Origin of the sequence: Mucilaginibacter sp. RCC_168, assembly GCF_041355315.1 — a bacterium.
Taxonomy (GTDB): domain Bacteria; phylum Bacteroidota; class Bacteroidia; order Sphingobacteriales; family Sphingobacteriaceae; genus Mucilaginibacter.
On the sequence record NZ_JBFUPN010000020.1, the window covers coordinates 1 to 24,659 of the forward strand.

General features: G+C 43.0%; 22 protein-coding genes. 6 read left to right on the forward strand and 16 right to left on the reverse strand.

What is annotated here, in order from left to right; genetic code table 11:
• The 3 genes from AB6735_RS19070 to AB6735_RS19080 form a co-directional block, all read left to right on the forward strand.
• On the forward strand, window positions 1-227 hold a 227-nt coding region (locus AB6735_RS19070), incomplete at its 5' end, for a hypothetical protein (protein ID WP_370997525.1).
• 16 nt (window positions 228-243) lie between these two features.
• Window positions 244-1,743: a glycoside hydrolase family 130 protein gene (locus tag AB6735_RS19075; protein WP_370997527.1), complete on the forward strand. Its 1,500-nt coding sequence runs from the start codon at window positions 244-246 to the stop codon at window positions 1,741-1,743.
• Between the two features lie 270 nt (window positions 1,744-2,013).
• Window positions 2,014-2,616 carry a TetR/AcrR family transcriptional regulator gene (locus AB6735_RS19080; RefSeq protein WP_370997529.1) on the forward strand — a complete coding sequence of 201 codons (603 nt, stop codon included), beginning with the start codon at window positions 2,014-2,016 and terminating at the stop codon, window positions 2,614-2,616.
• Window positions 2,617-2,636: 20 nt separating this feature from the next.
• Here AB6735_RS19080 and AB6735_RS19085 read toward each other — a convergent pair whose 3' ends face one another.
• From AB6735_RS19085 to AB6735_RS19140, 12 genes are all read right to left on the reverse strand, one after another.
• Window positions 2,637-3,644, reverse strand: coding sequence for a glycosyltransferase family 4 protein (locus AB6735_RS19085; RefSeq protein WP_370997530.1), 1,008 nt, complete (start codon window positions 3,642-3,644; stop codon window positions 2,637-2,639).
• A 273-nt stretch (window positions 3,645-3,917) separates the two neighbouring features.
• Window positions 3,918-6,197 (reverse strand): glycosyltransferase, encoded by a 2,280-nt coding sequence (locus tag AB6735_RS19090; protein ID WP_370997531.1) that lies wholly within the window; start codon window positions 6,195-6,197, stop codon window positions 3,918-3,920.
• Window positions 6,198-6,574: 377 nt separating this feature from the next.
• Window positions 6,575-7,768, reverse strand: coding sequence for an aspartate aminotransferase family protein (locus AB6735_RS19095; RefSeq protein ID WP_370997533.1), 1,194 nt, complete (start codon window positions 7,766-7,768; stop codon window positions 6,575-6,577).
• 157 nt (window positions 7,769-7,925) lie between these two features.
• The gene (locus AB6735_RS19100; RefSeq protein WP_370997535.1) at window positions 7,926-8,414 is read right to left on the reverse strand and encodes a hypothetical protein; all 489 of its coding nucleotides are present in this window, start codon (window positions 8,412-8,414) and stop codon (window positions 7,926-7,928) included.
• 12 nt (window positions 8,415-8,426) lie between these two features.
• Window positions 8,427-9,374, reverse strand: coding sequence for a hypothetical protein (locus tag AB6735_RS19105; RefSeq protein WP_370997536.1), 948 nt, complete (start codon window positions 9,372-9,374; stop codon window positions 8,427-8,429).
• Window positions 9,375-9,435: 61 nt separating this feature from the next.
• The gene (locus AB6735_RS19110; protein WP_370997538.1) at window positions 9,436-9,990 is read right to left on the reverse strand and encodes an RNA polymerase sigma factor; all 555 of its coding nucleotides are present in this window, start codon (window positions 9,988-9,990) and stop codon (window positions 9,436-9,438) included.
• A 16-nt stretch (window positions 9,991-10,006) separates the two neighbouring features.
• Window positions 10,007-10,981: a transketolase family protein gene (locus AB6735_RS19115; RefSeq protein ID WP_370997539.1), complete on the reverse strand. Its 975-nt coding sequence runs from the start codon at window positions 10,979-10,981 to the stop codon at window positions 10,007-10,009.
• Window positions 10,982-11,083: 102 nt separating this feature from the next.
• Window positions 11,084-11,929 (reverse strand): transketolase, encoded by an 846-nt coding sequence (locus tag AB6735_RS19120; RefSeq protein WP_370997541.1) that lies wholly within the window; start codon window positions 11,927-11,929, stop codon window positions 11,084-11,086.
• 47 nt (window positions 11,930-11,976) lie between these two features.
• Window positions 11,977-12,438, reverse strand: a complete 462-nt coding sequence (gene bcp / locus AB6735_RS19125) for a thioredoxin-dependent thiol peroxidase (RefSeq protein ID WP_370997543.1) — start codon at window positions 12,436-12,438, stop codon at window positions 11,977-11,979.
• A gap of 141 nt (window positions 12,439-12,579) precedes the next feature.
• Window positions 12,580-14,292: a M23 family metallopeptidase gene (locus AB6735_RS19130; protein ID WP_370997544.1), complete on the reverse strand. Its 1,713-nt coding sequence runs from the start codon at window positions 14,290-14,292 to the stop codon at window positions 12,580-12,582.
• A gap of 3 nt (window positions 14,293-14,295) precedes the next feature.
• The gene (locus AB6735_RS19135) at window positions 14,296-14,907 is read right to left on the reverse strand and encodes a fumarylacetoacetate hydrolase family protein (protein ID WP_370997545.1); all 612 of its coding nucleotides are present in this window, start codon (window positions 14,905-14,907) and stop codon (window positions 14,296-14,298) included.
• Between the two features lie 193 nt (window positions 14,908-15,100).
• Window positions 15,101-15,622, reverse strand: a complete 522-nt coding sequence (locus tag AB6735_RS19140) for a T9SS type A sorting domain-containing protein (protein ID WP_370997547.1) — start codon at window positions 15,620-15,622, stop codon at window positions 15,101-15,103.
• 193 nt (window positions 15,623-15,815) lie between these two features.
• Here AB6735_RS19140 and AB6735_RS19145 point away from each other — a divergent pair, with 193 nt between their 5' ends.
• Window positions 15,816-17,765 carry a KUP/HAK/KT family potassium transporter gene (locus tag AB6735_RS19145; protein ID WP_370997549.1) on the forward strand — a complete coding sequence of 650 codons (1,950 nt, stop codon included), beginning with the start codon at window positions 15,816-15,818 and terminating at the stop codon, window positions 17,763-17,765.
• 101 nt (window positions 17,766-17,866) lie between these two features.
• Here the strand turns inward: AB6735_RS19145 and AB6735_RS19150 are convergent, their stop codons facing one another.
• Both AB6735_RS19150 and AB6735_RS19155 read right to left on the reverse strand, forming a co-directional pair.
• On the reverse strand, window positions 17,867-18,289 hold the full coding sequence (locus tag AB6735_RS19150; protein ID WP_370997550.1) for a DUF5655 domain-containing protein: 423 nt from the start codon (window positions 18,287-18,289) through the stop codon (window positions 17,867-17,869).
• A gap of 94 nt (window positions 18,290-18,383) precedes the next feature.
• On the reverse strand, window positions 18,384-20,315 hold the full coding sequence (locus AB6735_RS19155; protein WP_370997552.1) for an amino acid permease: 1,932 nt from the start codon (window positions 20,313-20,315) through the stop codon (window positions 18,384-18,386).
• Between the two features lie 80 nt (window positions 20,316-20,395).
• Here AB6735_RS19155 and AB6735_RS19160 point away from each other — a divergent pair, with 80 nt between their 5' ends.
• Window positions 20,396-21,061, forward strand: coding sequence for a phosphatase PAP2 family protein (locus tag AB6735_RS19160; RefSeq protein WP_370997554.1), 666 nt, complete (start codon window positions 20,396-20,398; stop codon window positions 21,059-21,061).
• A gap of 52 nt (window positions 21,062-21,113) precedes the next feature.
• Here the strand turns inward: AB6735_RS19160 and AB6735_RS19165 are convergent, their stop codons facing one another.
• Window positions 21,114-21,776, reverse strand: a complete 663-nt coding sequence (locus AB6735_RS19165) for a hypothetical protein (RefSeq protein WP_370997556.1) — start codon at window positions 21,774-21,776, stop codon at window positions 21,114-21,116.
• Between the two features lie 487 nt (window positions 21,777-22,263).
• Here AB6735_RS19165 and AB6735_RS19170 point away from each other — a divergent pair, with 487 nt between their 5' ends.
• Window positions 22,264-22,788 (forward strand): hypothetical protein, encoded by a 525-nt coding sequence (locus tag AB6735_RS19170; protein WP_370997557.1) that lies wholly within the window; start codon window positions 22,264-22,266, stop codon window positions 22,786-22,788.
• A gap of 96 nt (window positions 22,789-22,884) precedes the next feature.
• Here AB6735_RS19170 and AB6735_RS19175 read toward each other — a convergent pair whose 3' ends face one another.
• A complete protein-coding gene (locus tag AB6735_RS19175; protein ID WP_370997559.1) occupies window positions 22,885-24,585 on the reverse strand; it encodes a M3 family oligoendopeptidase in 1,701 nt (566 codons plus the stop codon).
• Between the last annotated feature and the right edge of the window lie 74 nt (window positions 24,586-24,659).

The window sequence follows — 24,659 nt, forward strand, 5'->3', positions numbered from 1 at the left end:
AAACTTACTCCTTCTTTATTAACATTTTGTTGATAACACCACGCATTTTTATCCTTTCTTATGCGTCAGCCCTGATTTCGGATGTTCAATTTCGGATTTTTATTTTAAAAACTGATTTCTCACATTCCGTACCTCTTTTTGTTTGCGAATCCGAAATTTCAAATCCGAATTTCGAAATGAATGTAAATTATCGAAATCAAATTCAGTTTAATGCTGTTAAAGAATAAATACTACCTTCTATATATGAGACTTTCCATCGAACGAAAACCCATAAGAGTTAATCCCGATCCTAAACGCGTTATAGCCAGATTTTTTTTCAATGGGAACGATCGTGCCAAAGAAGTGATAAAACGGGTTATGGATATCAGCGAGGAAGAAGCTTTTGGCATCATTTCGCCATTGTTGCAGGAGTATTCCAAGCGGCACCGCAACATTACCAGGGTACTAAACAGGCATTGCAATAAGCTAAAGCCATTATTTAGTGAACTGAATATTGATTTTGATACGCTCACCGTTTACCGTAAACTGCTGATCGGATCCTACTTTACGCATGAGTATTCTATCGAATCTGCAGCGTTCTTTAACCCATCAATCGTAGAAGATCCTGACCAAACCGAACTGGAAGATGGCCAAAAACGGGTGATCATCAGTTTTAGGGCAGTGGGCGAAGGCCATATCTCCTCCATCACTTTCAGAAGGGCCCTGATCGATAAACATAACGACATTTCCATTCAGCCCTCAGGCAGTTATATTGACGAGGCTGAGATAATCAGAAACGCGGTTTATAACAAAAAACTTTTCTTTGAAAAAGCCGCCATTACCCAGATCAGTATCGACGTGATCAACGAGCTCGAATCAAAACTCGACCATCATTTTGAATATGCCAACCTGCGCCGTATCATCCTCGACTCGCAGAAACTGCAGGAAAGTGATATAAAGCGGCTGGAGTATGATAAGGTGCTCTGGCTGGCCGATTCCTACTATGAGATCGTGTTTTCGCTGGATACTGATATATCCGACAGGGTCATATTCCCGATATCTGAGTATGAGCGCAAAGGTATTGAGGATGCCCGCTTTGTGAAATTTATTAATGACGATGGTACCTATGTATACTATGCCACCTATACGGCCTATGATGGTTCGCTGATTATGCCCAAATTGTTACAAACTACTGATTTTTATAATTTTAAGATTATGCCCCTTTATGGTGCAGGTGCCCAGAACAAGAATCTGGCGCTTTTTCCGCGCAAGGTGAATGGCAAGTTTGTGATGATATCGCGTATTGATGGTTGCAATAACTATATCATGTACTCAGACAAGATCAACATCTGGGAAAAGCCCATATTGCTGCAGCAGCCTAAATTTACCTGGGAGTTTATCCAGATAGGTAACTGCGGATCGCCGATTGAAACTGAGGAGGGCTGGATCGTGATTACTCATGGTGTAGGTCCTATGCGGCGTTATGTGCTGGGCGCCAGCCTCTTAAAGCTGGATGATCCAACCATTGAAATAGGCCGTCTGCGCGAACCCCTGCTAATCCCGAACAGCGACGAGCGTGAAGGATATGTACCCAATGTACTGTACTCCTGCGGAACCATTGTGCATAACGACAAGCTCATTATTCCGTATGGTGTGTCGGACTCATCAACCGCCTTTGCCGAAGTTTGTTTGGACGAATTGCTCAAGAAATTAAAGGAAGGCGCGGTGGAACATGAGGCTAAAACCAATAAGCATAAAACCTGATTCAAAAACTTTTTAAGCCCTTTATTTTAACACTTTTCGGATCAAACCATGGTGAAAATCGTTCAAAAGTTGCTTTGAAAACCCTCATTTTAACACTTTTTAACAAATTTTAACGCGATTTTGAGTGGTTTTAGAAACTTTAAAAAGTATTGAATAATTGTCAAATAACTAAATGCCAAATGGTCAGTTTCCGAAGCCCATACCGGTTGTCTGTAGGGCACAGGCAATCATAAAAAGCCTTAACTTTACCTTCACCAATTAGTAAAACATATGGGTAGCAAAGAACGCGTTGAACGTTTAAAAGCAGAGGTCCATCAGCTTATTATTGATGCGGCAATGGGTATCGTTAAAAATGAAGGATGCCAGGCCGTAAGCATCAGGAAAATTGCCGATACTATAGAATACAGTCCCACTATTGTATATTCCTATTTTCTGAATAAGGAAGCCGTTTTGATCGAACTGTCCAAACGGGGTTTTACCATGCTCATCAATTGTATCCAACAGCGGTTGGTATCCGTGACCGACCCGAAAGAAAGAATGGAGACTGTACTGAGAGCCGTTTTGTATTTTGCCACCAACGAAAACGAGCTTTACCAATTGATGTATACGGTAGGTACCAGTGTTGAGGATGTGGGGAAAGCCTTCCCGGCGCTGTCGACCTTTATCAACCTGTTCCGGGAAGAAATGAAACCCCTGGTAAAAGGAAACAAGCTTACAGAAAAAACTTTCTGGTGTAATTATCTTATCTGTATGTCTTTTGTGCACGGCCTGGTAGCCCTAAACCGCTATTATAAAGATATCGACCCTGCCATGAACAATATGGTATTAAAGAAAGCCATCGGTGGAATCATTAACACGATTGAGGTCTCATGATGTAAAATTCCCTTTAGGGGTTAGGGGCTCAATATCTGTTGATATAACCCTAAATAATCAGCCACCATTTTATCTTTCGAAAACCGAGAGGCGGCCCAGGTATGGCAAGCCACCCGGTCGATGGTATTGGTCTGATTTACAGCTTCCACGGCTTCATCAATATTATCCACTAAAAAACCGGTTTCGGTATCCCTGATCAGTTCAGGCATCGACCCGTGGTTAAAAGCTATCACCGGGGTACCGCAAAGCATGGCCTCAGCCACACTCATGCCAAAAGGTTCGTTAAAACTAATGGGATGCAGCAGGGCATAGGCATTACCCAAAAGCTGTTTCCGCTTTTCTGGTCCGGCATGGCCTATGTAGCTGATATCGCCAGATAAATGAGGTTCCACTTTTTCGCGATAATAGTTTTCATCCTGAATGATGCCCGCTATCAGCAATCTGCGCTTACTTTTTCTGGCAATGGCAATAGCTTCCGCCGTGCCTTTATCCGGGTGGATGCGACCAAAGTACAGCAGGTATTCATCGGGCTTCTCATAAAACTCAAAATCGGCGATATCAAGCCCATTATAAACCGTGGCCAGATATTTCAGCTCCGCACTGCGATCGGCATTGCTGATACTCACATAATGATTATTGTGGTTGTATTTTTTATACACCGGGATAATGCGGGGCGATGAAAAACCATGTATGGAAGTGATCATGGGTGTTTTGATGAGGCCCGAGTAGGTAAGTGGCAAAAAATCAAAATTGTTATGGATGATATCAAACCGCCCGGCCTGCTCCATCAGGTTGCTGATGTGCAGGCATTCCAGCACTTTGGCATCCTGGCCGCGGTCTTCTTCATAACCCATGGCGCAAACCGATTCCAACTTGCCCGAGGTTATGGAATCGCCGGTAGCAAAAAGGGTAACATCGATATCGAGCTTTACCAAGCCTTCGGCTATGTTTGATGCTATTTGTTCCCAGGGGCCATAATGCCTGGGCGGTGTGCGCCAGGCAACGGGCGCTAATACGGCGACCTTCATCTTTTTAATTAGTGAATTATTGAGTTAGCGAATTAGTGAGTAGTGAAAGGTGAATGGTGAATTGATATTGTTTACCAGCGCTATTCGAAGTCTCTGACTTCGGATGACTATGTTGGTAGCTTGCAACTACCTATAAGGCTGTTTGTTTATTTTTATCTCTGTAGTCTAAAGACTACAGGCATAATTGTCCGAAGTCGGAGACTTCGGACAGCGCGGGTGAATGGTGAATTGATATTGCCTACCCTCCATTCACTACTCACCATTCACTACTCACTAACAGATCTCCATTTTCTGATTACCATATCTGTTGTATTCGTATTCCAGCTCAAAGGCTTTCAGCACGGTTAAGTGCGATATCAGGTAGGCCAGTGTGCTTTCGGCGCCCTGGTTGCGGTTGATGCCGGTTGGCAGCAGTCCATCGCAGCAGCCCTTGGTTTCGTGGTCATACAAGGGTGCCCGCAGCGTGTTTTCGCCCAGGAACCATTTATAGCTCAGGAACATTTTCTCTACATATTGTGGTACCCTGAATATCTGGTACGCCTGAAAATGCATCAGCACCATGGCCATGGTTTCAATAGCCTGCTGATCAAACGTTGGGAAACTACCACCGCGATAATACCAGCCATCGTTCCCTACGGGACTTAAATAACCGTTCGACAGGGTAAGCTTATCCAGGAAGGCCATCGTTGCCAGGGCTATCCGTTTGGCATCTTCGTTGCCGGTTATTTCGCAGGAGTGTAACAGGGCCAGCGGCAATATGGCATTATCATAGGTCATTTTTTCTTCAAACCATTGCCAATCGTGCGATTGAGTATTTTCATAGGCATCGATCAAGGGCTGGGTAAGCCGGTTCAGTATTTTTATCATACCCTCATCGGTTGGGTACACATGCAGGTACAAACTGATACCGATAATGGTATTGGCCATGCCCCTTAAGTGCTGCAATTTTTCAAAATGCGGTGCCGATTTATGAAATATTTCCAGTGCAAATTCCCGGTACGAATTGCTGGCCGCGCAGCCAATCAGATGGCCCAGCGCCCAAATAGTACGACCGAAGGAATCCTCAGAGCCTACCTCGTCCAGATAGCGGCGGTCGAAGCTCAGGAAATTGCGGAAATTGCCGTCATCTGTTTGCATATAGTGAATGTAGCTGAGGTAGATGGGCAGCAGTTCAAAAGCTTCGCGGCTTTTGTTTCGCTGGTAAGCCATCAGGGCCATAATAAGGGCACGGGCGTTATCATCCAAACAATAGCCTTCTTTTAAATTAGGTATGCCGTATTTAGCATGTTGTACTATGCCGGTATCATCGGTTAATCTAAGGACATGCGCCAAACTAAATTTGGGCAATATCTCTGGGTCAACAATGCTGTTTTTGAGGATCTTGTCGCTAAAATCGAACTTCACACTGGCTTCCTGGGCCACTTTAATAAATTCGGCACCTACAACCGGCCAGCGTAAATGCAGACCATACTGGTAGGCCTTTTCTTTTAATTCTTTCAGCACGCGGTCCTGGTCAAGCAGCTCAATAATGATATCGGCCAGGGCATCGGAGTTTTTAAAATCAAACAACCTGCCGCGCTTATCGGCCAGCAGTTCGGTTGCATGCCAGTATGGGGTTGATACTATAGCAGCACCGGCACCAACGGCATAGGAAAGCGTACCGCTGGTGATCTGTGCCTCGTTCAGATAAGGTGTAACATAAATTTCGCAGGCGGTGAGATAATTCACCAGCTCCTCCTCCGAAACAAATTTATTAATGAAAGCCAGGTTAGCCGATACGCCAAGCTGTGCGGCGAGGGTCTTGAGGTGATCCCGGTATTCCTCGCCCGAGCTTTTGAGGACACCAGGGTGGGTATTGCCTAATACCACATACATTACGTCGGGGTGTTTGGCTACAATTCGGGGCAGGGCTTTTACCACCGTTTCCAGGCCTTTGTTGCGGCTCAGCAAACCGAAGGTTAACAATACCCGGTGGTTTTTGAATGATGAAAGGTTTTTAACCGGGTTATTGGCCGGTGCCTCCACATCCGGTACGCCGTGTTCAATGATCAGGATCTTTTCGGCCGGAATATCATAAATGGAGGTTAAAAACTCCAGGGCCCGCTGGCTCATCACTATTAATTTTGATGATTGCTCGGCTATTTCGCGGATGATGATGCGCTGCACATAGCTGGGATCTTTTAATACAGTATGCAGTATGGAGATCAGCGGTTTTTCGAGCCGATTGATCAGTGGTAAAATATAGATGCCGCTTTCGCCCCCGTATATGCCAAATTCATGCTCCATGATGCATACATCAGCGTTGCTGGTGTTGATATAGTTGGCTGCACGGATATAATCTTTCTGATGGTCCTGGCGAATAACATATTTCACCTCCTCCGGGTACTCATAATGCTGCAAATTTTCAGAATCATTTAGCGCGACCACAAAACCGCCTTGTGCCAGTGATTGCCTTTCGGGGAAGTTAGCGTTAATAGCGCGCATGAGGTTTTGGTTGAAGGTAGCCAAACCACATTCGCGGGGAGGGTAGGTTGATATATATGCTATTTTCATATTAGGTATAAATGTTAAGACCGTAGGGTTATTGATTAAACAATTCTTTTTAATTAATTGTTTAAACTGTGACTATAAAAAAGTGCACTATATGCTTTATTTTAGCTCAAAACACATTTTTTCTGCCGCTTTTATATAGCGTATACCATAAATGCATAAACCATACCAATTTAATTCAAACTATAAAAAATAATATATTATTCAATAAAATAACTTGAAAGTTACTCTGGGGAGGAGGGAGCATTTTTCTCCACGCGTCATTGAGGTACGAAGCAATCTCTACACAGGCAGGTTAACTGTGTATGTTCGCTCTGTACAGCATAGAGATTGCTTCGTACCTCGCAATGACGCGTTTATTTATTATGTAAGTCTAATCGTTAACCTGCCGTATAATACTCAATAGCCTCCAATATCACACTACAGGCGTGTTCAATTTGGGCGGAAGTAATAATAAGGGGAGGGGCAATGCGCATGGAGTTGCTGCAATGCAGAAACCAATCAGTAATAATACCGTGTTCAATACAGCGGTCGATTATTTTTTTGTTTAAGTCGAAGCTTTCCAGTTCAACGGCCAGCATCAGTCCCTTGCCACGCACTTGTTTAATAGCTGGATGTACCAATAGTTTGCGGAACAGGGCTTCTTTTTCGGCCACGCCGGATACCAGGTTTTCGTCTAATAATACTTCGAGCGCTGCCAATCCGGCGGCGCAACATACAGGATGCCCGCCGAAGGTGGTGATATGGCCCAGGATGGGATTTTCCTTGAGCGCGCCCATAATAGTGTTGGAGGAGATAAAAGCGCCTACAGGCATGCCGCCGCCCAGCGCTTTGGCCAGCAGCAAAATATCGGGCACAATGCCAAAATGTTCAAAAGCGAAAAGTTTACCGGTGCGACCAAAAGCTGCCTGTATTTCGTCCAGTATTAACAGGGTATCGGTTTCATCGCAGCGTTTGCGCAGTGCTTGCATATATGCGGCATCAGGTACGCGGATACCGGCTTCACCTTGTACAGTTTCGATAATGACACAGGCGGTTTGATTAGTGATCAGTTGCAGATCGTCTGCCTCATTAAAACGGATAAAGCTTATACCGGGTAATAAGGGTCGATAAGCCTGTTTAAATTCTTCGTTACCCATTACGCTTAGCGCGCCCTGGGTACTGCCATGATAGGAGTTATGGCAAGCGATGATCTGCTGGCGACCAGTATAGCGCTTGGCTAATTTTAAAGCTCCCTCAACAGCCTCGGCGCCGGAATTGGTAAAATATACCGACTCCATATTTTGAGGCAGCACAGATACCAGCTTTTCGGCAAAGCGCACTTGAGGGGTTTGCACATATTCGCCATAAACCATCAGGTGCATGTATTGATCAACCTGGTGTTTAATGGCTGCTATCACTTTTGGATTGCCATGGCCCAGGCTGCTTACGCCAATGCCGGATATGAGGTCGGTATGGGCTTTGCCCGCGGTATCATACATGTACACCCCTTCGGCCCGTTCAAACTCCAATAATAGCGGAAAATTAGTGGTTTGCGCGTTATTGGCTAAAAAGAGCTGACGAAGAGTAGGCATGGAGCAATTATTGATTTATTGAATTAGTGAATTAGTGAATTGAGAATGCAAAAATCAACATTCTGATCAATACTTATATAATTATAAAATCAATAATTCAGTAATTCAACAATTGAAAACAATCACTAATTCACTAAATCAATAATTCACTAATTAATTAGTTTCCTGCTCTTTCGCTGCGTTCGCTGAGTTGTTTGATGAGTTCGTCGCGGAATTCGCGTTCGCTTTTGTAAAGTTCGCTCACTTTTTCTGGGGGGAGTATTTTCAGGAATGCGTCTTTATAACGCTTGCGTATGGCTACCTGCTGGCTTTCGTAATAAATTTCTTTATCTATTTGTTCGGTACCATTGGCGGCCGCACTGGAATTGTTTAAGCGCTTAAGTACATTAACGGCAGTAAGCTCCTGTTGATATTGACGGTATACGGGCCAAAATTTGGCCGCTTCTTCATCTGTAAGGTTAAGCTGTTTGGTAATAAACCTGTCATGAGCTGCATCAAGCTTTTGGCGTGTATTTTTTTTATCACGTAATGGGGCAGGGGTTATCTTTTGCTTTTGCACCAGGCTGTTGTTTACCTGTGCAAAGGATTGGTAACCCGCTGCTATTACAAAAAATAAAATAAGAATATGCCTGATCAGTATGCGCATTAAAAAGTTTTGTTAATTAGTAGAATCCAAATAGTCCGACAAATCTTCATCCAAATTTGCAGTATTAATTTGCTGTCCGCCTTCCATCAGGGTACGGGTATCATTTGCATCCGCGTGTAATTGCAGGTAGTTCTTAATTTCATCAACCGGCACTGTTGATAGCTGCTCATGTAAAAAAGAATGATCATGATTTACTGGCGAATCGCTGTTTCTGACCACCACACCAATACCCAGTATCAGGGCAAAGCAGGCGGCCGTAGCATACCTAAAGGTAGGCGACACGAACATTCTGCGTACGATGCCTTTCTTTTTAACGGCAGCGGGCAAGGTAATTACTTTAGCAGTAACCACCTCATCCTCGTTAATGGTTTTATTTAAAATATTCTGGCTTAACAGCTCAAAATAGTTCTCGGGCACGGTAAAGCCTTCGGCTTCGCTGTTGATATGCTGCTCAACAACTATCCGGCTTTGAATATTACTGCTCAGTGTTTCGAAGTAATTTTCAGGCACGGTAAAACTTTCGGCTTCATTGTTTACCAATTCGTCGATAGCTATCCTGCTTTGGATGTTACTGCTCAGTTCGTCAAAATAATTTTCGGGCACACTAAAGCCCTGGTGCTCCGGGTTTAATGCCTCCTCAACAGTTATCCTGCTTTGAATGTTGCTGCCAAGTTCGTCAAAATAATTTTCAGGTACGGTAAAACCGGAGTCCTGTGTGTTCACAGCGTCCTCAACACGTATGCGGCTTTGTATGTTACTGCTTAATTGATCAAAGTAGTTTTCAGGCACAGAAAACCCTGTAGATGAGTTTTTTAACTCATCTAGCCTTATGCGTGATGTTATATGCTGCGCTAATTCATCGAAATAGCCAGCTGGAACCACAAACGGATTCCTGGCATCAATCCGCTTTAGTGATTCATAATCATCCAGCCACTCCCTATTGTCCATATCGCTTTTCATACAGTACTATAGATGAATTTATTGCTAAAAGGTTTAACGTAATTCTGTATTAATTTTGAATTTAATCTCTCGACAGTAAAAAAGCCTCTATCTTCTTGACAGCCAGGTGAAAAGATGCCTTTAAAGCACCCACACTCGTGCCCAAAACGTCTGATATTTCTTCATACTTCATATCATCATAGTATTTCATGTTGAAAACCAGTCGTTGTTTTTCGGGCAGGGTCAGTAATGCTTCCTGCAATTTGCGCTGTGCCTGGTCGCCGTTAAAATAGCTCGAATCGGCCAGCGAATCGGCCAGTTCATAAGCTACATCATCCAACGGGATATTATTTTTTTGCTTTTTCTTGTTCAAAAAAGTAATGCACTCGTTGGATGCTATCCTGTACATCCAGGTGTATAGCTGGGCGTCGTTTCTAAAACCCAGCAGGTTTTTCCAAACCTTTATAAAAACATCCTGCACCAGATCATCCGCATCGTCATGGTCAACAACCATACGTCTGATGTGCCAGTAAATTTTTTGCTGGTATTTTTTCAATAACAGGTTAAACGCTTCGTTACGTGTTTTTTCGTCCTGGAACTTACTTAAAATCTCTGAATCTTCAACCTGCAACGACATTTTTTAAATTTTATAGTTAAATGCTAATTACCGCATTTTGTTTTCTTTTCATTACCTTTTTTGCTGCCAGTACAATATGCTCGGCATCAAGGCCATACTTGGTCATCAGCTGTTCTGGTGTACCGCTTTCGCCAAAGCTGTCATTAACGGCCACATATTCCTGCGGTGTTGGGTTATGTACAGCCAGCACCTGTGCAATGCTGTCGCCCAAACCACCCAGGCGGTTATGCTCTTCGGCAGTAACCACACAACCTGTTTTGGCTACCGACTTTAATACGGCTTCTGCATCTAAAGGTTTTATGGTGTGTATGTTAATGATCTCGGCATCAATACCTTCCTCTGCCAGTATTTCGCCGGCTAATATTGCCTGCCATACCAGGTGACCGGTGGCAAATATACTTACATCTGCGCCTTCATTCACCATCCATGCCTTGCCAATCTCAAATTTTTGGTCAGGATCGGTAAAAATAGGCACCACCGGGCGACCAAAACGCAGGTAAACCGGACCCTCATATTCGGCAATGGCCAGGGTAGCGGCTTTGGTTTGGTTATAATCGCAGGTGTTGATCACGGTCATACCCGGCAACATTTTCATGAGGCCGATGTCTTCCAGGATCTGGTGGGTGGCGCCATCCTCGCCTAAGGTTAAACCCGCGTGTGAGGCACAAATTTTTACGTTTTTGTTAGAGTATGCTATCGACTGGCGGATCTGGTCATAAACCCTGCCGGTTGAAAAGTTGGCGAAAGTGCCTGTGAACGGAATTTTGCCGCCAATGGTCATACCGGCAGCAATGCCCATCATGTTAGCTTCGGCAATACCAACCTGTACAAAGCGTTCAGGAAATTCCTTGATGAAATCATTCATTTTTAACGAGCCAATCAGGTCGGCGCAAAGGGCCACTACCTGGTCGTTTTTTCTGCCGGCTTCCAGCAGCCCGGCGCCAAAGCCCGAGCGGGTATCTTTTTTATCTGTGTAAGTGTATTTTTTCATGAGCCTCACCCCAACCCCTCTCCAAAGGAGAGGGGCTTTTGGGAAATATTTTTATGATAAATTCTTGTGTCTTGATTCTTGTCTCTTGCTTCTAAGAGTTGGCTAATAATCGCCCAGTGTTTCTTCCAGTTGACCGAGGGCCAGTTGCAGCTGCTCGTCGTTTGGAGCTACACCATGCCATTTGTGACTGCCCACCATAAAATCAACTCCATAGCCCATTTCGGTATGCATCAGTATCATAATAGGTTTACCCTGACCTGTGCGGCTTTTGGCCAGCTCCAGTGTTTTCACCACATCAGCCATGTCATTACCTTTCATTTCCAAAACATCCCAGCCAAAGGCTTTCCATTTGGCATGCAGATCGCCTAATGAAAGCACCAGGTTGGTTGGTCCATCAATTTGCTGACCATTTACGTCGATGGTTGATATCAGGTTATCCACCTTGTTGTGCGGTGCAAACATGGCTGCTTCCCATATTTGTCCTTCCTGTAATTCACCATCACCATGCAAAGTGAACACTAATGATTTATCACCGTTTAGTTTTTTAGTAAGAGCGGCGCCAATAGCTACCGATAAGCCCTGACCCAATGAACCCGAAGCGATGCGTATCCCAGGTAAATGTTCATGTGTTGTAGGGTGACCTTGTAAACGAGTGTTCAGTTTACGGAAGGTGGCTAATTCTGCTTTTTCAAAATAACCGGCATGGGCCAGTGTGCTGTAAAATACAGGCGAAATGTGCCCGTTTGATAAAAAGAAAATATCCTCGCCAACAGCATCCATATTGAACTTCGGATCGTGGTTCATTACCGAGAAGTAAAGGGCGGTAAAATAGTCTGTACAACCTAATGAACCACCCGGGTGACCGGATTGGCAGGCGTGTACCATACGTACAATGTCGCGGCGGATCTGCGACGCGGTTTTTTCTAATTCTTGAATAGTAGGTTTCATTAATAAGTTCGGGAAGAGCTAAAATAGCTTTGATATGGTTTTTAAGTTTATGCTATCAGGTCGAGTATTTGCTGTGAAGCATTTTGCGTATCAACCTTGTGAATTATTTTACTGATGATACCATCGGCACCGATGAGGAAAGTAGTGCGTGCGGTACCCATATATTGTTTGCCGTACATGTTTTTCTCTACCCAAACACCGTAAGCCTCTACAATCTGTTTTTCGTTATCGGCTATCAGGGTAAAAGGCAGGCTGTATTTGGTTTCAAATTTTTTGTGTGATTTTTCATCGTCGGTGCTTACGCCAATTACTTCGAAGCCAATTTTTGATAAATACTGATAGTTATCCCTAAAGTTGCATGACTCGGCAGTACAGCCCGGGGTGTCATCTTTTGGATAAAAATAAAGGATCACATTTTTTCCTTTGTAATCAGCAAGCGAAATGGTTTTACCATTCTGGTCCTTTGCCGTAAAATCAGGGGCTTTATCGCCTTCTTTTAATGTTGCCATAGGTTTTGTTTTTTTAGGAGCGAGAATTGAGTTTCCGGAGCCAGACTCAGCTATCGGGATTGGGAAGAAAGATGCCTGGGATAACCACCTTTACCTGCCAACCGTGATTCTGACACTCGCTCTTCCCACTCACTCTCGATATTACTTATAAAAATCGGCTGTAAATTCCGAAAAATTATTCTTATTGTCGCCAACGGTGAGCTTAAATACGTGCTTACCAGGAGCAATTTCGCCGCTAAAGGTATAACTTAGTATTTTACTTTTATAATCCCACTCCATTAAAACCCATTTATTATCTATAGTGCCTGCATAGCTTTTAATACCTGACAGGTTATCGCTCATTCTGAAGTTGATACTTTTGGCCGCCGCCATGTTTTTACCGTTGATAATATTGAGCGGGCGTATAATCGGTGGAATAGTGTCTATTTTAATAAAATAATCGCCAAAGGCTGTCACTTTTGATTTTATATAGCCATCCTGAAAATATCCTCCCTGGCAACCATTGGTTGTACTTACAATCACCGCTTTATCGGCGTATTTACCCAGGTCGGCATCAGGTTTTATCCAAAGGTCATAACTGTCATGGATAGGCGTAAGGCGGTTGTGGATATGGTGTACCTGCGAAAAGCCGGAGGCTGGTTTGGGTGATACGGAATAAATAAAGTCCAGATCGTCATATAAATTGCCCGGCATGATACTCACTTTCACCTTGTCGGTACTAAACTCGCTTTTTTCATCAAAATGGAATAAGGTGCCGGCTACTTTATAAACAGGAGGTGTGAATTTTTCGGATTGTACTTTTAATTTTAAGGTGGATGTATTGCCTGCCACATCTTTTACCACATACTCTACATCATGCAGGGCGTTGTCATCAAAAGTGATGATACCCCGGTTAATGGATTGCGGATACAAGGATATGTGGCTGCCCGGTAATATAAAGCACTTCTGCATCCAGCGGCGCGATGATTCAAAAGCCGGATAATCAATATAAGCATTGATGGCATGGGTTTGGTCAAAGGCAAAGCGTTCTACCGTAAAAGTGTAAACTGTTTGGCCGTCGAGTTTTAGCTCCAGTGAGTAAATGCCATTATGATTGGCCGAGGTACTGTTCATATCGGTGGTATTGATACCGAAACCGACATACCCGCTCAGGTGCAATACCTGCGGTTTTAATAAATGATAGTTGCCGGCAGCGCCGGTTACCGCTAAGAATTCTTTGGGCGTTTTTTCGCTGAATGGATTACCATTGAGGTGATAGATGCCTATAGAAGTAATGGAAGGCGGAACGCGATCCGGAATAGTTAAACCAAACAATTGCGGGTTAATAGTTTGCTCGGTTTGGGTGTCCCTGATCTCGAAATGCACGTGCGGTCCGGCTGATGCCCCGGCATTACCAGACATGGCAAATACATCACCTTTTTGAAGCGGTACCTGTTTAGGATCGAGATTAAAATCGGCCTCATAGGTTTGATGGTCATATTGGTAGGCTTTTACGATGGCCGCAATAGCGGGCGAAAAAGCTTCGAGGTGACCATAAACGGTAGTATAACCATTAGGATGAGTGATGTAAACCGCGCGGCCAAAACCGCCAAACTGCACCCTTACTCGTGAAACATAACCATCGGCCGCGGCATGTACTGGGTAGCCGGTCCGCTGGTTGGTTTTAAAATCGAGCCCCGAATGAAAGTGGGCTGGCCGTAGCTCGCCGAATGATCCGGCCGTTGTTGGAGGCAGATCAAGCGGGTAGCGGAAATAATTTTGCGGGTATTGCCTGCTTTGTATAGATGTTTGTGCCTGTATGCCCGAATAAAAAATAAGGCATAGCACGGTAATAATCAGCTGTTTTTTGATCATGTTTTATTTAACGTAAAAGTCAAGCAATTTTTCGTCCTCTAAATATCCTTCCAGCCTGTCGCCAACTTTTACTTTTGATACGCCCTGTGGGGTACCGGTAAATATAAGGTCGCCTTTTTTAAGGGTGATGTATCGTGAAACAAAGGCGATAATGTTTTCGAACGGGAAAAGCAGATCGCGGGTATTACCCTGCTGCCGGGTTTCGCCGTTTACATCCAGTTTAAAATTTAGCTCATAGATCTGGGCGAATTTGCTTTTAGGCACAAAAGCGCTGATGGGCGCCGATCCGTCAAATGCCTTGGCCAGTTCCCAGGGCAGGCCCTTTTCTTTATGCTTGCTCTGGATATCGCGGGCGGTAAAATCAACGCCGAGAGCAATCTCCTCATAATAATTGGCTGCGAACTTCTCGCTGATATGCTTGCCTTCCTTGCTTACTTTTAAAACGATCTCGATCTCATGATGTACATCGTCAGAAAAATCGGGGTGGTAAAAAGGTTTGTTATCCTTGATAATGGCAGTTTCGGGTTTCATAAAAATAACCGGAACGGCAGGTACCGGGTTATTTAATTCTTTGGCATGTTCGGCATAGTTGCGGCCAATGGCAATTATCTTCATTTATTTTATTTCGGATTTCGGATGTTCGATTTCGGATTTTGTTAATTAATTATAGATACAGATGATATAAATCTGAAAGCCAAAAATTCTAAAATAAATCCGGAATAAAAATTAAATCTGAAACGGCGAAGCCCTCTTGAACACCATTGAATACAAAAAAAGTGAAAAATCGAACATCCGAAATCCAAATTTATTACAATACCGAGATCCGTTTGATAACCGATTCTGTACCGGCTACAACGCGTACAAAGTAAAAGCCGCGGGAAAGTTTGTTGGCTATGGGGTAGTTGATGTTATGATCGCCGGAATCAACCCTTGACGAAAACATGGTGGTAATATCGTTACCCAAAACATCCATTATTTTAATGGTGATAATAGTATTGCGGGATAGGGTATATTTTAAATTGATTTGATCGGTAACCGGATTAGGGTATACCTGCACATCATTCAATAATTTCTCGTAGGGCCGTGAAACGCTTACTTTTACACTTGATGTTATTGCCGGCTTTGTTGGAGGCAGTACCAGGTGCAGGCCATTTTTAAAATAGGATAGTTTGCCTGCCTTCTCTTTTGAAACACGCAGATAAGTTGTGTCTTTTTTGGCATGGGCAGGCCGGGCATCGGAGACAAAAGCCATGTTCATAAAAACTGCCATAGCAATTAGTATGAACCTGGTATAGGTATAAATAAAAGTATAAGTTATTTTTCGCCTCATTTTAAGTCTTCGCTTACAAAAGTATAAATAAAGCCTTCATCAATTAAAAAAATGATGCTTTTATCAAATTTTTTAACAATTTTTAACAAAATATGTCCGTTTTACAGTTTAGACTCCCCTTTCATTTATACGTTTAATGTTTATTTAAGTTTAACCGAAAAAATTAATATTTTTGCAGCTTTAAAATATAATAGTGTCGAACCATAAAGATCTGCAAAAACTGACGGCCGCGGGCCTGCTCATCAGTTTAGGAATAATTTACGGTGATATTGGTACCTCCCCATTATACGTATTTAAGGCTATAGTTGGTCAGCAACAAATTTCCGAAACGTTAATACTCGGAGGTGTATCCCTCATCTTCTGGACGCTTACCCTGCAAACTACGCTAAAATATGTAGTGATCACGCTACGGGCCGATAACAAGGGCGAAGGTGGGATTTTCTCACTGTTTTCGCTGGTTCGCCGTAAAGCCAAATGGCTTATTGTGCCTGCTGTGGTAGGTGGTTGCGCCCTGCTTGCCGACGGCATCATTACGCCTCCTATTACCATATCATCGGCTATTGAGGGTTTGCAAACCTATTATCCAAATTTGCCAACGGTTGAAATTGTAATGGCTATCATCACGGTGCTTTTTATAATACAGCAATTCGGTACATCATTGGTGGGTAAAGCTTTTGGGCCTATCATGTTTATTTGGTTTACCATGATGGGGGTATTGGGTATAACTTATATTGTGCATGATCCTATCATCATAAGGGCTTTAAACCCGTACTACGCTTATAAATTACTAAGTTCCAGCACCAGCGGCAACGCGTTTATTGTATTGGGCGCGGTGTTTTTATGTACTACCGGGGCCGAGGCTTTATACTCCGACCTTGGGCACTGCGGTAAAGCCAATATCCGTATCAGCTGGATATATGTTAAAACCTGTTTGATATTAAATTACCTGGGGCAGGCAGTTTGGCTGTTGCAACGCAATGGTACTACGATGGATCTTAATATTAATAATCCGTTTTATAAGATAATGCCGGTGTGGTTTCTGCTATATGGTATTGGTATAGCTACTGTAGCGGCTATTATTGCCAGTCAGGCGCTTATATCAGGTTCATTTACGCTCATTGCCGAGGCAGTACGACTTAATTTGTGGCCTAAGGTGCGTATCAATTATCCTTCAGAACAAAAAGGCCAGCTGTATGTGCCCAGCGTAAACTGGATACTTTGGGCAGGCTGTTTGGGAGTGGTACTTATATTCCGCCATTCGGACAGGATGGAAGCTGCCTACGGTTTAAGTATAACCGTAGCCATGCTCATGACTACCATACTCGTATCCAAATTCCTGAAACGTAAAAAGGTACCCAACTATATTATTACTATATTTTTGGTGGTTTATGTGTCTATCGAAGGCACTTTCCTGGCGGGTAACTTGCACAAGTTCCTGGATGGTGGTTGGTTTACCTTATCTATAGGTTTTGTGTTGTTCACCGTAATGTGGACCTGGCATACCGCCCGTAAGATCAGGAACCGTTATGTGAAATTTGTGAGCATCGATGATTACTTTGATATTCTTAAAGAACTGAGCGCGGATGAAACCGTGCCTAAATACGCGTCGCAGCTGGTGTATTTAACCAGCGCCAATTTCAACTCCGAAATTGAATCGAAAATAGTTTACTCCATTTTACAAAAGCAGCCCAAACGGGCCGATGTTTATTGGCTGGTGCACGTTGATGTAGTTGATGAGCCTTACAAACGCGAATATGAAGTAGAGTTCCTGGTGCCCAATAAACTCATCAGGATCGACTTTAAACTGGGTTTCCGGGTAGAGCAACAAATAAACCTGCTGTTCCGCAAAGTGGTAGAAGACCTGGTTAAAAAAGGTGAAGTGGATATCACCAGTCATTATAAATCATTAAACAAACATAAGATCGTTGGTGATTTCAGATTTGTGGTGATCGAGAAAGTATTGTCGCGCTCACACAGCTTGTCGTTCTACGAGCGGTTTATCATGGATTTCTACGTACAGCTTAAAAAGGTGAGTTTGTCTGAAGAACGGGGCTTTGGTCTCGACCTGAGTTTTGTTACGGTAGAGAAGGTACCATTGATGCTGTCGATACCTGAAGCGATAGAGATACACCGGGTAAATTAGGAATTTTTTGAGAGTAAGGATTATTGGAGTAAGGACTTTTGGATCAAAGAAAAAAGCACTCCCTCTATTCCTTTACCAGGTAATCCTTATTCTTTGCTCCATTAATCCTTACTCTTTTTTTCATAAGCCATTTTCATGTATTTTCTGACCTCATCATTCAGGTCTTCTTTAAAATACATCCGGAAATAATGGTTATGGTCATTGGTACCTGGTACCGTTTTTATTTTAGTAAAGCACAGATTATCCTCATACATTTCCTTAAAAGGAAACACCACATCAATGAAATTTTTACCTAACTGGGTAACATAAGCAAAGTTTACATGGGTGCCTATCGCGATCATGCTTTTGGTAGGATAAACTTTGATAGGCGCTATCTGCAGGTATTCGGTAATGAAATGATCAAAAAGCGTTACCGTATACTCCGATTTTCCTTGCAAAAAATCGCTCAGGTTACGTTCACGGCAGGAATGTACCTGATTGGCAGCCAAAAATTCACGGTCACATACGGGGCATGTCCAGGTCATCAGAGTTATGAGTGCTAAGTCGTAAGTTCGAAGTACTAAAATAAATAACTGAAATAAAGATATAGTTTTGTCGTCAACACTCAGAACTCCAAACTTAAGACTTAGAACTCGCTACCCGGCCCAGTACACTGTTTTTATAGCTGTAGGTGAAGTAAATAACCAAGCCTATCACCAGCCATATTAAAAAACGCAGCCAGTTGGTATAGCCAAGTTCCGTCATTAAATAAAAACAGCTCATGAGGCCCAGTACCGGTATCAGCGAAAAGTTTTTGATAAAGCTATAAATACTGATAATGATGATGAGTATAAAAAACAGGTAATTCGGGAAGTTATAAAGGAAACCATCTAAACCCAGGTAATATTTTTTAGCATCGCTGATATGGGTTACTCTTAGCGCGGTGTTAAATTTATCCTCCTCAATATCTTTAAAATATTTTGTGGCATTAGCGGGAGTTATATGCTGATCACCATACAGCGTGTTGAAACTGATAAGCAGTGCCGCATTATCTGTAGCGTCCAGATTGTCAATAATAGCTGACCGGTCTTTTAGCTTTTTAAACTGCATCATCTCTATCTGGGGAGCAGGTTTAAAATAAATACAGGAGCCTAAAATAACCAATGTTATCAGTGGTATAATGAGTTTACCGTTAACATAAGGTAAATGAAATTTACCTGCCTGCGCAGATTCACGTGGCAACAGCAGCACGCCGCCGCACACCAGTACAAAAGCAAACAGAGTGCCGATGCTGGTCAGGTCGGTAACTTCGGTCAGGTTCATGAACAGGGCTGGTATAGCCACCACAAAGCCGGTAACTATTGTTGCAAAAGCCGGTGTATGAAACTTAGGGTGGATACGGGAGAAAGCTTTTGGCAGCAAACCATCGCGGCTCATACTCATCCATATACGAGGCTGCCCCAGCTGAAATATCAATAGCACACTGGCTGTAGCAATAACCGCGCTGATAGATATGGCATAACTGATATTGTGCAGACCAACCTTGGCAAATACAAATGCCAGCGGGTCGCCAACTTGTAGTTCCTTGTAACTCACCATGCCGGTAAGTACCAAGGCAATTAGTATATACAGTACAGTACAAATAATGAGCGAATAGATCATGCCCCGGGGCAGATCGCGCTGTGGTTTTTCGCATTCTTCGGCGGTGGTAGATATGGCGTCAAAACCAATGTAAGCGAAGAAAACGCCGGATACACCTTTCATTACGCCGCTAAAGCCGTTGGGCATAAAAGGGTGCCAGTTGGCCGGGGTAACATAAAAAAAGCCGATAACGATAACGGCTATAACAATTACTATTTTTAAGATAACCATGGCATTGGTTGCCTTTTTTGTTTCGCGGATGCCCACATAAACCAGGTAAGTAATAACTATTACAATACCTAAAGCAGGTAGATTGGCTATCAGTTTAAAATTGCCAATACCGGGCGCGGTATTCCAGGCCAGGGCGGCTATTTTTACCCTATCGCCAATATCAGCCAGGTGGCTCCCGGCCGCCTGCACTTGTTCATGCGCCCGCAGGGCTGATACATAATCCATGGTTAGATACTTGGGCAGGTGGATGTTAAAGCCTTCGAGCAGATTTACAAAATACTCGCTCCAGGATATGGCCACCGCGATATTACCAATGGCATATTCCATTAAAAGGTCCCAGCCTATGATCCAGGCAATAAGTTCACCAAAGGAAGCGTAAGCATAAGTGTAAGCGCTGCCTGCAACCGGTATGCGCGAGGCAAACTCGGCATAGCAAAGGGCCGAAAAACCGCAGGTAATGGCCGTAACTACAAATAAGATGGAAACTGCTGGTCCGCCGTGAAAGGAAGCCTCGCCTATGGTTGAAAAGATACCCGCACCCACAACAGCGGCTATACCCATGAGGGTGAGGTCTTTTACATTAAGTTCTTTTTTGAGTTGCGATGTTGGTGTCCCGGGATGCTCGCTATCACTAAATCCACACTCCACATCATGTAATATTTTTTCTACAGATTTCTTACGAAATATACTTTTCGACATTTAATTCAGCTAATTAGTTCAACTCAAATTCAAACATAATCATTTTTTTGCATTGAATAAGTATATGCTTATTTTGCGCCATGAAGATAGGGATAAAAGATGTTTTGTACCGGATAAGGCCGTTTTTTATCCCATACCTATTATTGCTGTGCGCCTGTTTAATTATCAAATTAGCTTATAGCCGCGAAATCATATATTTTACCGTAAATGGTTTAAACTGGCCCTGGGCAGATACATTGGCCCCCTATGTAACCGATATTGGCGAGGGGCTCACCGCGGTGATACTTTCCCTTATTGTTGGCTTATTCAGCTATCGAAAAGGGCTATTATTGGCTACAAGCTATGCCGTTACCAGCTTAGTTGCCCAAATTTTAAAATACATTTTCGATGCCCCCCGCCCCAGGATATATTTTGAAAGCCAGCTCGGTCGTATTCACTTTGTAAAGGATATATATATATTGGCCACGCATAGCTTTCCTTCGGGGCATACGGTTTCCATATTTTCGGCTACCGTAGTGATCACTTATTTGTGCAAAAACAAACTATGGGGAATACCTGCTTTTTTGGTAGCTGTTTCGGTAGGCTACTCCAGGATGTACCTGAGTCAGCATTTTTTTGAGGATGTAATGATGGGGTCAGTTATCGGTGTACTAGTAACCGTATTTTGGTTGAGCTGGTTGGATAGTAAGACTTTTATCCATACGGATAAATGGAATAAGGGGTTGATACATACACTTAGCAAATAAAAAAAGCCCAGTTTCAAAACCGGGCTTTTGACTTTAGTTCAATAGCTTAAAATTAGACTGTCATTCTTCGGCTCCTGCGCACTACCATCAACACAATGATCAATACTATAGGTATACCGCCATATATGGCCACTTTGGCACCAAAGGATATTCCCTTGGCGTTTGATATATATTGATCATGACGCTGCAGCTCCGGGGCTATTTTTATTGAGCTGGTAAATGTTTTTAACTCTGCTTTAGCTATCTCCTGGCGTTGTTCGGGGATCAGATACTCAATGGTATAAGCGGCATCCCGGGTATATATCAGGATAAAGTTCCTTAACTGCGGCGATTCGCCGGTAGTATTACTGTTGTCCACGCGCAGTGTAAACACTTTAGCTTTTAATGAACCCACCGTAGTATCGCGCAGGTTCATGATATGACCGGTACGTGATTGTTTCTGGATATCATTCACGGTGTTTTTAAGTACCTCGTTCAAATCGCGTTCTTTATCCAATGGTTTGGTATTGGCCGGATTTTTAGCTTTGATCACTACCATATAACCCGAAGCCCCATTGGCAGAATAGATCTGCTGGCCCAGTGTGTCTTTTTTTACAAAATTAGCAGGTAACGATATCGAAACCAGGCTATCTATCTGTACTGGTTTTAAAGCCTGGCTAAAACCCAGTGTTGCAAACAAGCATATGATTGTTATACTTAAAATTGTCTTTTTCATACTTAATTTAACCTCCAAAGGAGTGGTTAGTTTAAAAAAATAGTTAATAATGAACTTATTATGACAATTATCTAATTGATTATCAATTAGATATAAATTATTTTTTGTCTGTATGGTTAATGCAAGAGTTATGCCAGCAGTAGTTGATAGCGGCTTTTAAAGCAGGTATGATCAGGAAATAGATGGTGGATAACGCTGTTACAGAGTAGGATAGGTGCAAACAGCTTTCACCACACCTGGGAAAATAGTATAATGACTTTTTTGTATTAAAAACAATACACTTTGGGTTGTTTGTAAATAAAAAAAGCCCCTTCGTTTGGAAGGGGGCTATGGTAGCTCACTTTCAGGGCATCCAAATATATGTTGCGTATTTAGCAAAGTATTGTTTTTATCGTTAAATCTACTGTGGAGGTTAAAATGCTTCGCTGATCCTGAGATTAATAATATATCTTTAGCAACATAAACTTTATCAACTACAACAACAAGCATGCGAACTATTAAATTATTTATTGTATTAACCGTAGCTTTCGGGACATTAACCTTTTCTTCTTGCGTAAAGAGCAAAAAAGAGGATACTAATGTTTCTTATTACGTTACTGCTGATATTGACGGAAAGGCAACCTCTTTTAATACCAATGCAACAGCTACTGTCACCAGTGTTGAGGGTCACCCCTTCACTATCATTACTGGCACAGCAAAGGACGGAACAAACTTATCTATCACCTTATCAGGTACCGCAATTGTGGGAAAAACTTATAGTGATGCGGCAGTGAAGGACGAGGATAAACCTTTAATTTTATTCACACCTCCAGGAAATGATGCCGACAGTTTTCTGAACAATGATGATGATGCAGCCAACCTGCCCAGTGTTACTATAACCTCGATAAGCTCCGGTAAAATTACGGGCACATTTAAAGGTCGGATAGAGGGAGGTATTGCGTTGGGCGGAAGTGATGACCTTCCTAAAAAACTAATAACGAATGGGAAATTCAGCTTAAGCTATTCCAAATAAAAATATTTACCATCAGGTTAGTAAAAAGGCTGTATCTAAATCAGATACAGCCTTTTGCTTGCATTCGCTTGGAAGGGTATCAAGCTTCCACATTCATCATAATCTTTCCATTTCGGCTTTTACAAATTCGGCCAGTTCTTTTACGTAAGCCGCGCTGAAATCAAATTTGATCCCCGCGGTTTCGTAGATCTCTTTAATGGTTTTAGTATAACCGAGTTTCAGCGCATCCAAATATTGTTGTAAGCCTTTTTCAGGGTTTTCTTTATAGTTTTTCCATACAGCTATAGCGCCTAACTGGGCCATGCCATATTCAATGTAATAAAATGGCACTTCAAAAATATGCAGCTGTTTTTGCCACAGGTTGGCTTCGGCATCAGAATGTTCGCTCCAATCTACAAAGCCGGCGCCAAATGACTCATATATTTTGATCCAGGCTTCGGTGCGCTCAGTATCAGTATGATTGGGGTTGGTGTAGATCCAGTGTTGAAACTGGTCGATCACAGCTACCCATGGTAATGTCTTCAATACATCAACAAGCTGGTCGCGTTTGGCACGTTTCAGATCTTCTTCATTATCAAAAAATACATTCCAGTTATCCATGGAGATCAACTCCATCGACATGGAAGCCAATTCGGCCACTTCCGATGGGCAATGTTTAAAATCATTCAGCTCCAGGTCGGCAGTTAAAAAAGTATGTACCGCGTGCCCGCCTTCGTGTACCATAGTAGTGAGATCACGGAAGGTATTGGCCGAGTTCATGAAAATGAAAGGTGCGCCGGTTTCGGCCAGCGGATAATTGTAACCACCCGGGGCTTTGCCTTTACGGCTTTCAACATCAAACAGGTTATTATCCTTCATGATCTCCAGGCGCTCACCCAGATAGCGGTTAATATTGGTAAAACACTGGATCGATTTTTCGATTAGCTCATTGCCGTTACTAAAAGGCTTTAAAGCAGGTTTGCCCGATATATCCACATCCATATCCCAGGGCTTTAATTCCGGGAGGTCAAGGGCGGCTTTACGTTTCGTGGCCTGTTCGCGCAGGATAGGTACAATTTCAGTTTCAATGGCCGCGTGGAAGGCATAACAATCCTGCGGGGTATAATCAAAACGGCCCAGCGCCTGGAACATATAATCCCTGAAATTTTCAAAACCGGCATTGGTAGCTACGGTATGCCTTAATTTACGCAGGTGATCAAACAGTTCATTCAGTGGTTCTTTATCCTGCAGGCGGCGTTTGGTTATCTTTTCCCAAACCTCATGGCGCTTAACACGATCGGTTCCCTTCAGAAATACCGAGGCTTGCTCTAAAGTAAATTCTTTATCATCGATATGAACCGACATGGCCCCGGTGGTCGACTGGTATTTTTGCTGTTCAACCTGTATTTCGGTTTGTATCGGGATATTCTCTTCCCTGAATAGTTCCAGGGCTTTTTTCACGGCACGTAAAAAAATGAAATATTTTTCGCCATCGAGCTTGTCAACATATTCACTGGCAACCAGCTTTTTATTGAGCTCGTTGCTGTAAGGCGCAACTTTAGGTTCAATTTCGGTAGCAAAGTATTGAAAGGCCTGTAACAGTTCTTCGCTGGCAGTATCACAGGTCATGCGGATATAACGCCATGCAAAATCTTCTTCCAGGGCGGCTTCCAGCTCGCTTTTGTCATGCAGCCATTTTTCCAGTTCCTGAACGGAATTGATAGGACGGTCGAGCAGTTCTTTATAAATAGGTTCCAGATTCTCCCACTTCATTTCAAGTGTAGCCGGGATATATGTTCTTGTTTTTTTGTGGATCATTTTTTAGATGTGCAAATTATAGATGTGCAAATATGCAGATTAGTCGGGAAGTCCGAAAGTCCGAAAAGTCAGTA

What these genes read in the sequence shown, in the direction of transcription:
- AB6735_RS19160 (WP_370997554.1), top strand. Translation starts at nt 20,396, where the DNA reads ATGAAGATAGGGATAAAAGATGTTTTGTACCGGATAAGGCCGTTTTTT.
- AB6735_RS19150 (WP_370997550.1), bottom strand. Translation starts at nt 18,289, where the DNA reads ATGACCTGGACATGCCCCGTATGTGACCGTGAATTTTTGGCTGCCAAT.
- AB6735_RS19155 (WP_370997552.1), bottom strand. Translation starts at nt 20,315, where the DNA reads ATGTCGAAAAGTATATTTCGTAAGAAATCTGTAGAAAAAATATTACAT.
- AB6735_RS19140 (WP_370997547.1), bottom strand. Translation starts at nt 15,622, where the DNA reads ATGAGGCGAAAAATAACTTATACTTTTATTTATACCTATACCAGGTTC.
- AB6735_RS19075 (WP_370997527.1), top strand. Translation starts at nt 244, where the DNA reads ATGAGACTTTCCATCGAACGAAAACCCATAAGAGTTAATCCCGATCCT.
- AB6735_RS19090 (WP_370997531.1), bottom strand. Translation starts at nt 6,197, where the DNA reads ATGAAAATAGCATATATATCAACCTACCCTCCCCGCGAATGTGGTTTG.
- AB6735_RS19130 (WP_370997544.1), bottom strand. Translation starts at nt 14,292, where the DNA reads ATGATCAAAAAACAGCTGATTATTACCGTGCTATGCCTTATTTTTTAT.
- AB6735_RS19135 (WP_370997545.1), bottom strand. Translation starts at nt 14,907, where the DNA reads ATGAAGATAATTGCCATTGGCCGCAACTATGCCGAACATGCCAAAGAA.
- AB6735_RS19120 (WP_370997541.1), bottom strand. Translation starts at nt 11,929, where the DNA reads ATGAAACCTACTATTCAAGAATTAGAAAAAACCGCGTCGCAGATCCGC.
- AB6735_RS19095 (WP_370997533.1), bottom strand. Translation starts at nt 7,768, where the DNA reads ATGCCTACTCTTCGTCAGCTCTTTTTAGCCAATAACGCGCAAACCACT.
- bcp (WP_370997543.1), bottom strand. Translation starts at nt 12,438, where the DNA reads ATGGCAACATTAAAAGAAGGCGATAAAGCCCCTGATTTTACGGCAAAG.
- AB6735_RS19105 (WP_370997536.1), bottom strand. Translation starts at nt 9,374, where the DNA reads ATGAAAAGCGATATGGACAATAGGGAGTGGCTGGATGATTATGAATCA.
- AB6735_RS19100 (WP_370997535.1), bottom strand. Translation starts at nt 8,414, where the DNA reads ATGCGCATACTGATCAGGCATATTCTTATTTTATTTTTTGTAATAGCA.
- AB6735_RS19085 (WP_370997530.1), bottom strand. Translation starts at nt 3,644, where the DNA reads ATGAAGGTCGCCGTATTAGCGCCCGTTGCCTGGCGCACACCGCCCAGG.
- AB6735_RS19170 (WP_370997557.1), top strand. Translation starts at nt 22,264, where the DNA reads ATGCGAACTATTAAATTATTTATTGTATTAACCGTAGCTTTCGGGACA.
- AB6735_RS19175 (WP_370997559.1), bottom strand. Translation starts at nt 24,585, where the DNA reads ATGATCCACAAAAAAACAAGAACATATATCCCGGCTACACTTGAAATG.
- AB6735_RS19115 (WP_370997539.1), bottom strand. Translation starts at nt 10,981, where the DNA reads ATGAAAAAATACACTTACACAGATAAAAAAGATACCCGCTCGGGCTTT.
- AB6735_RS19165 (WP_370997556.1), bottom strand. Translation starts at nt 21,776, where the DNA reads ATGAAAAAGACAATTTTAAGTATAACAATCATATGCTTGTTTGCAACA.
- AB6735_RS19080 (WP_370997529.1), top strand. Translation starts at nt 2,014, where the DNA reads ATGGGTAGCAAAGAACGCGTTGAACGTTTAAAAGCAGAGGTCCATCAG.
- AB6735_RS19110 (WP_370997538.1), bottom strand. Translation starts at nt 9,990, where the DNA reads ATGTCGTTGCAGGTTGAAGATTCAGAGATTTTAAGTAAGTTCCAGGAC.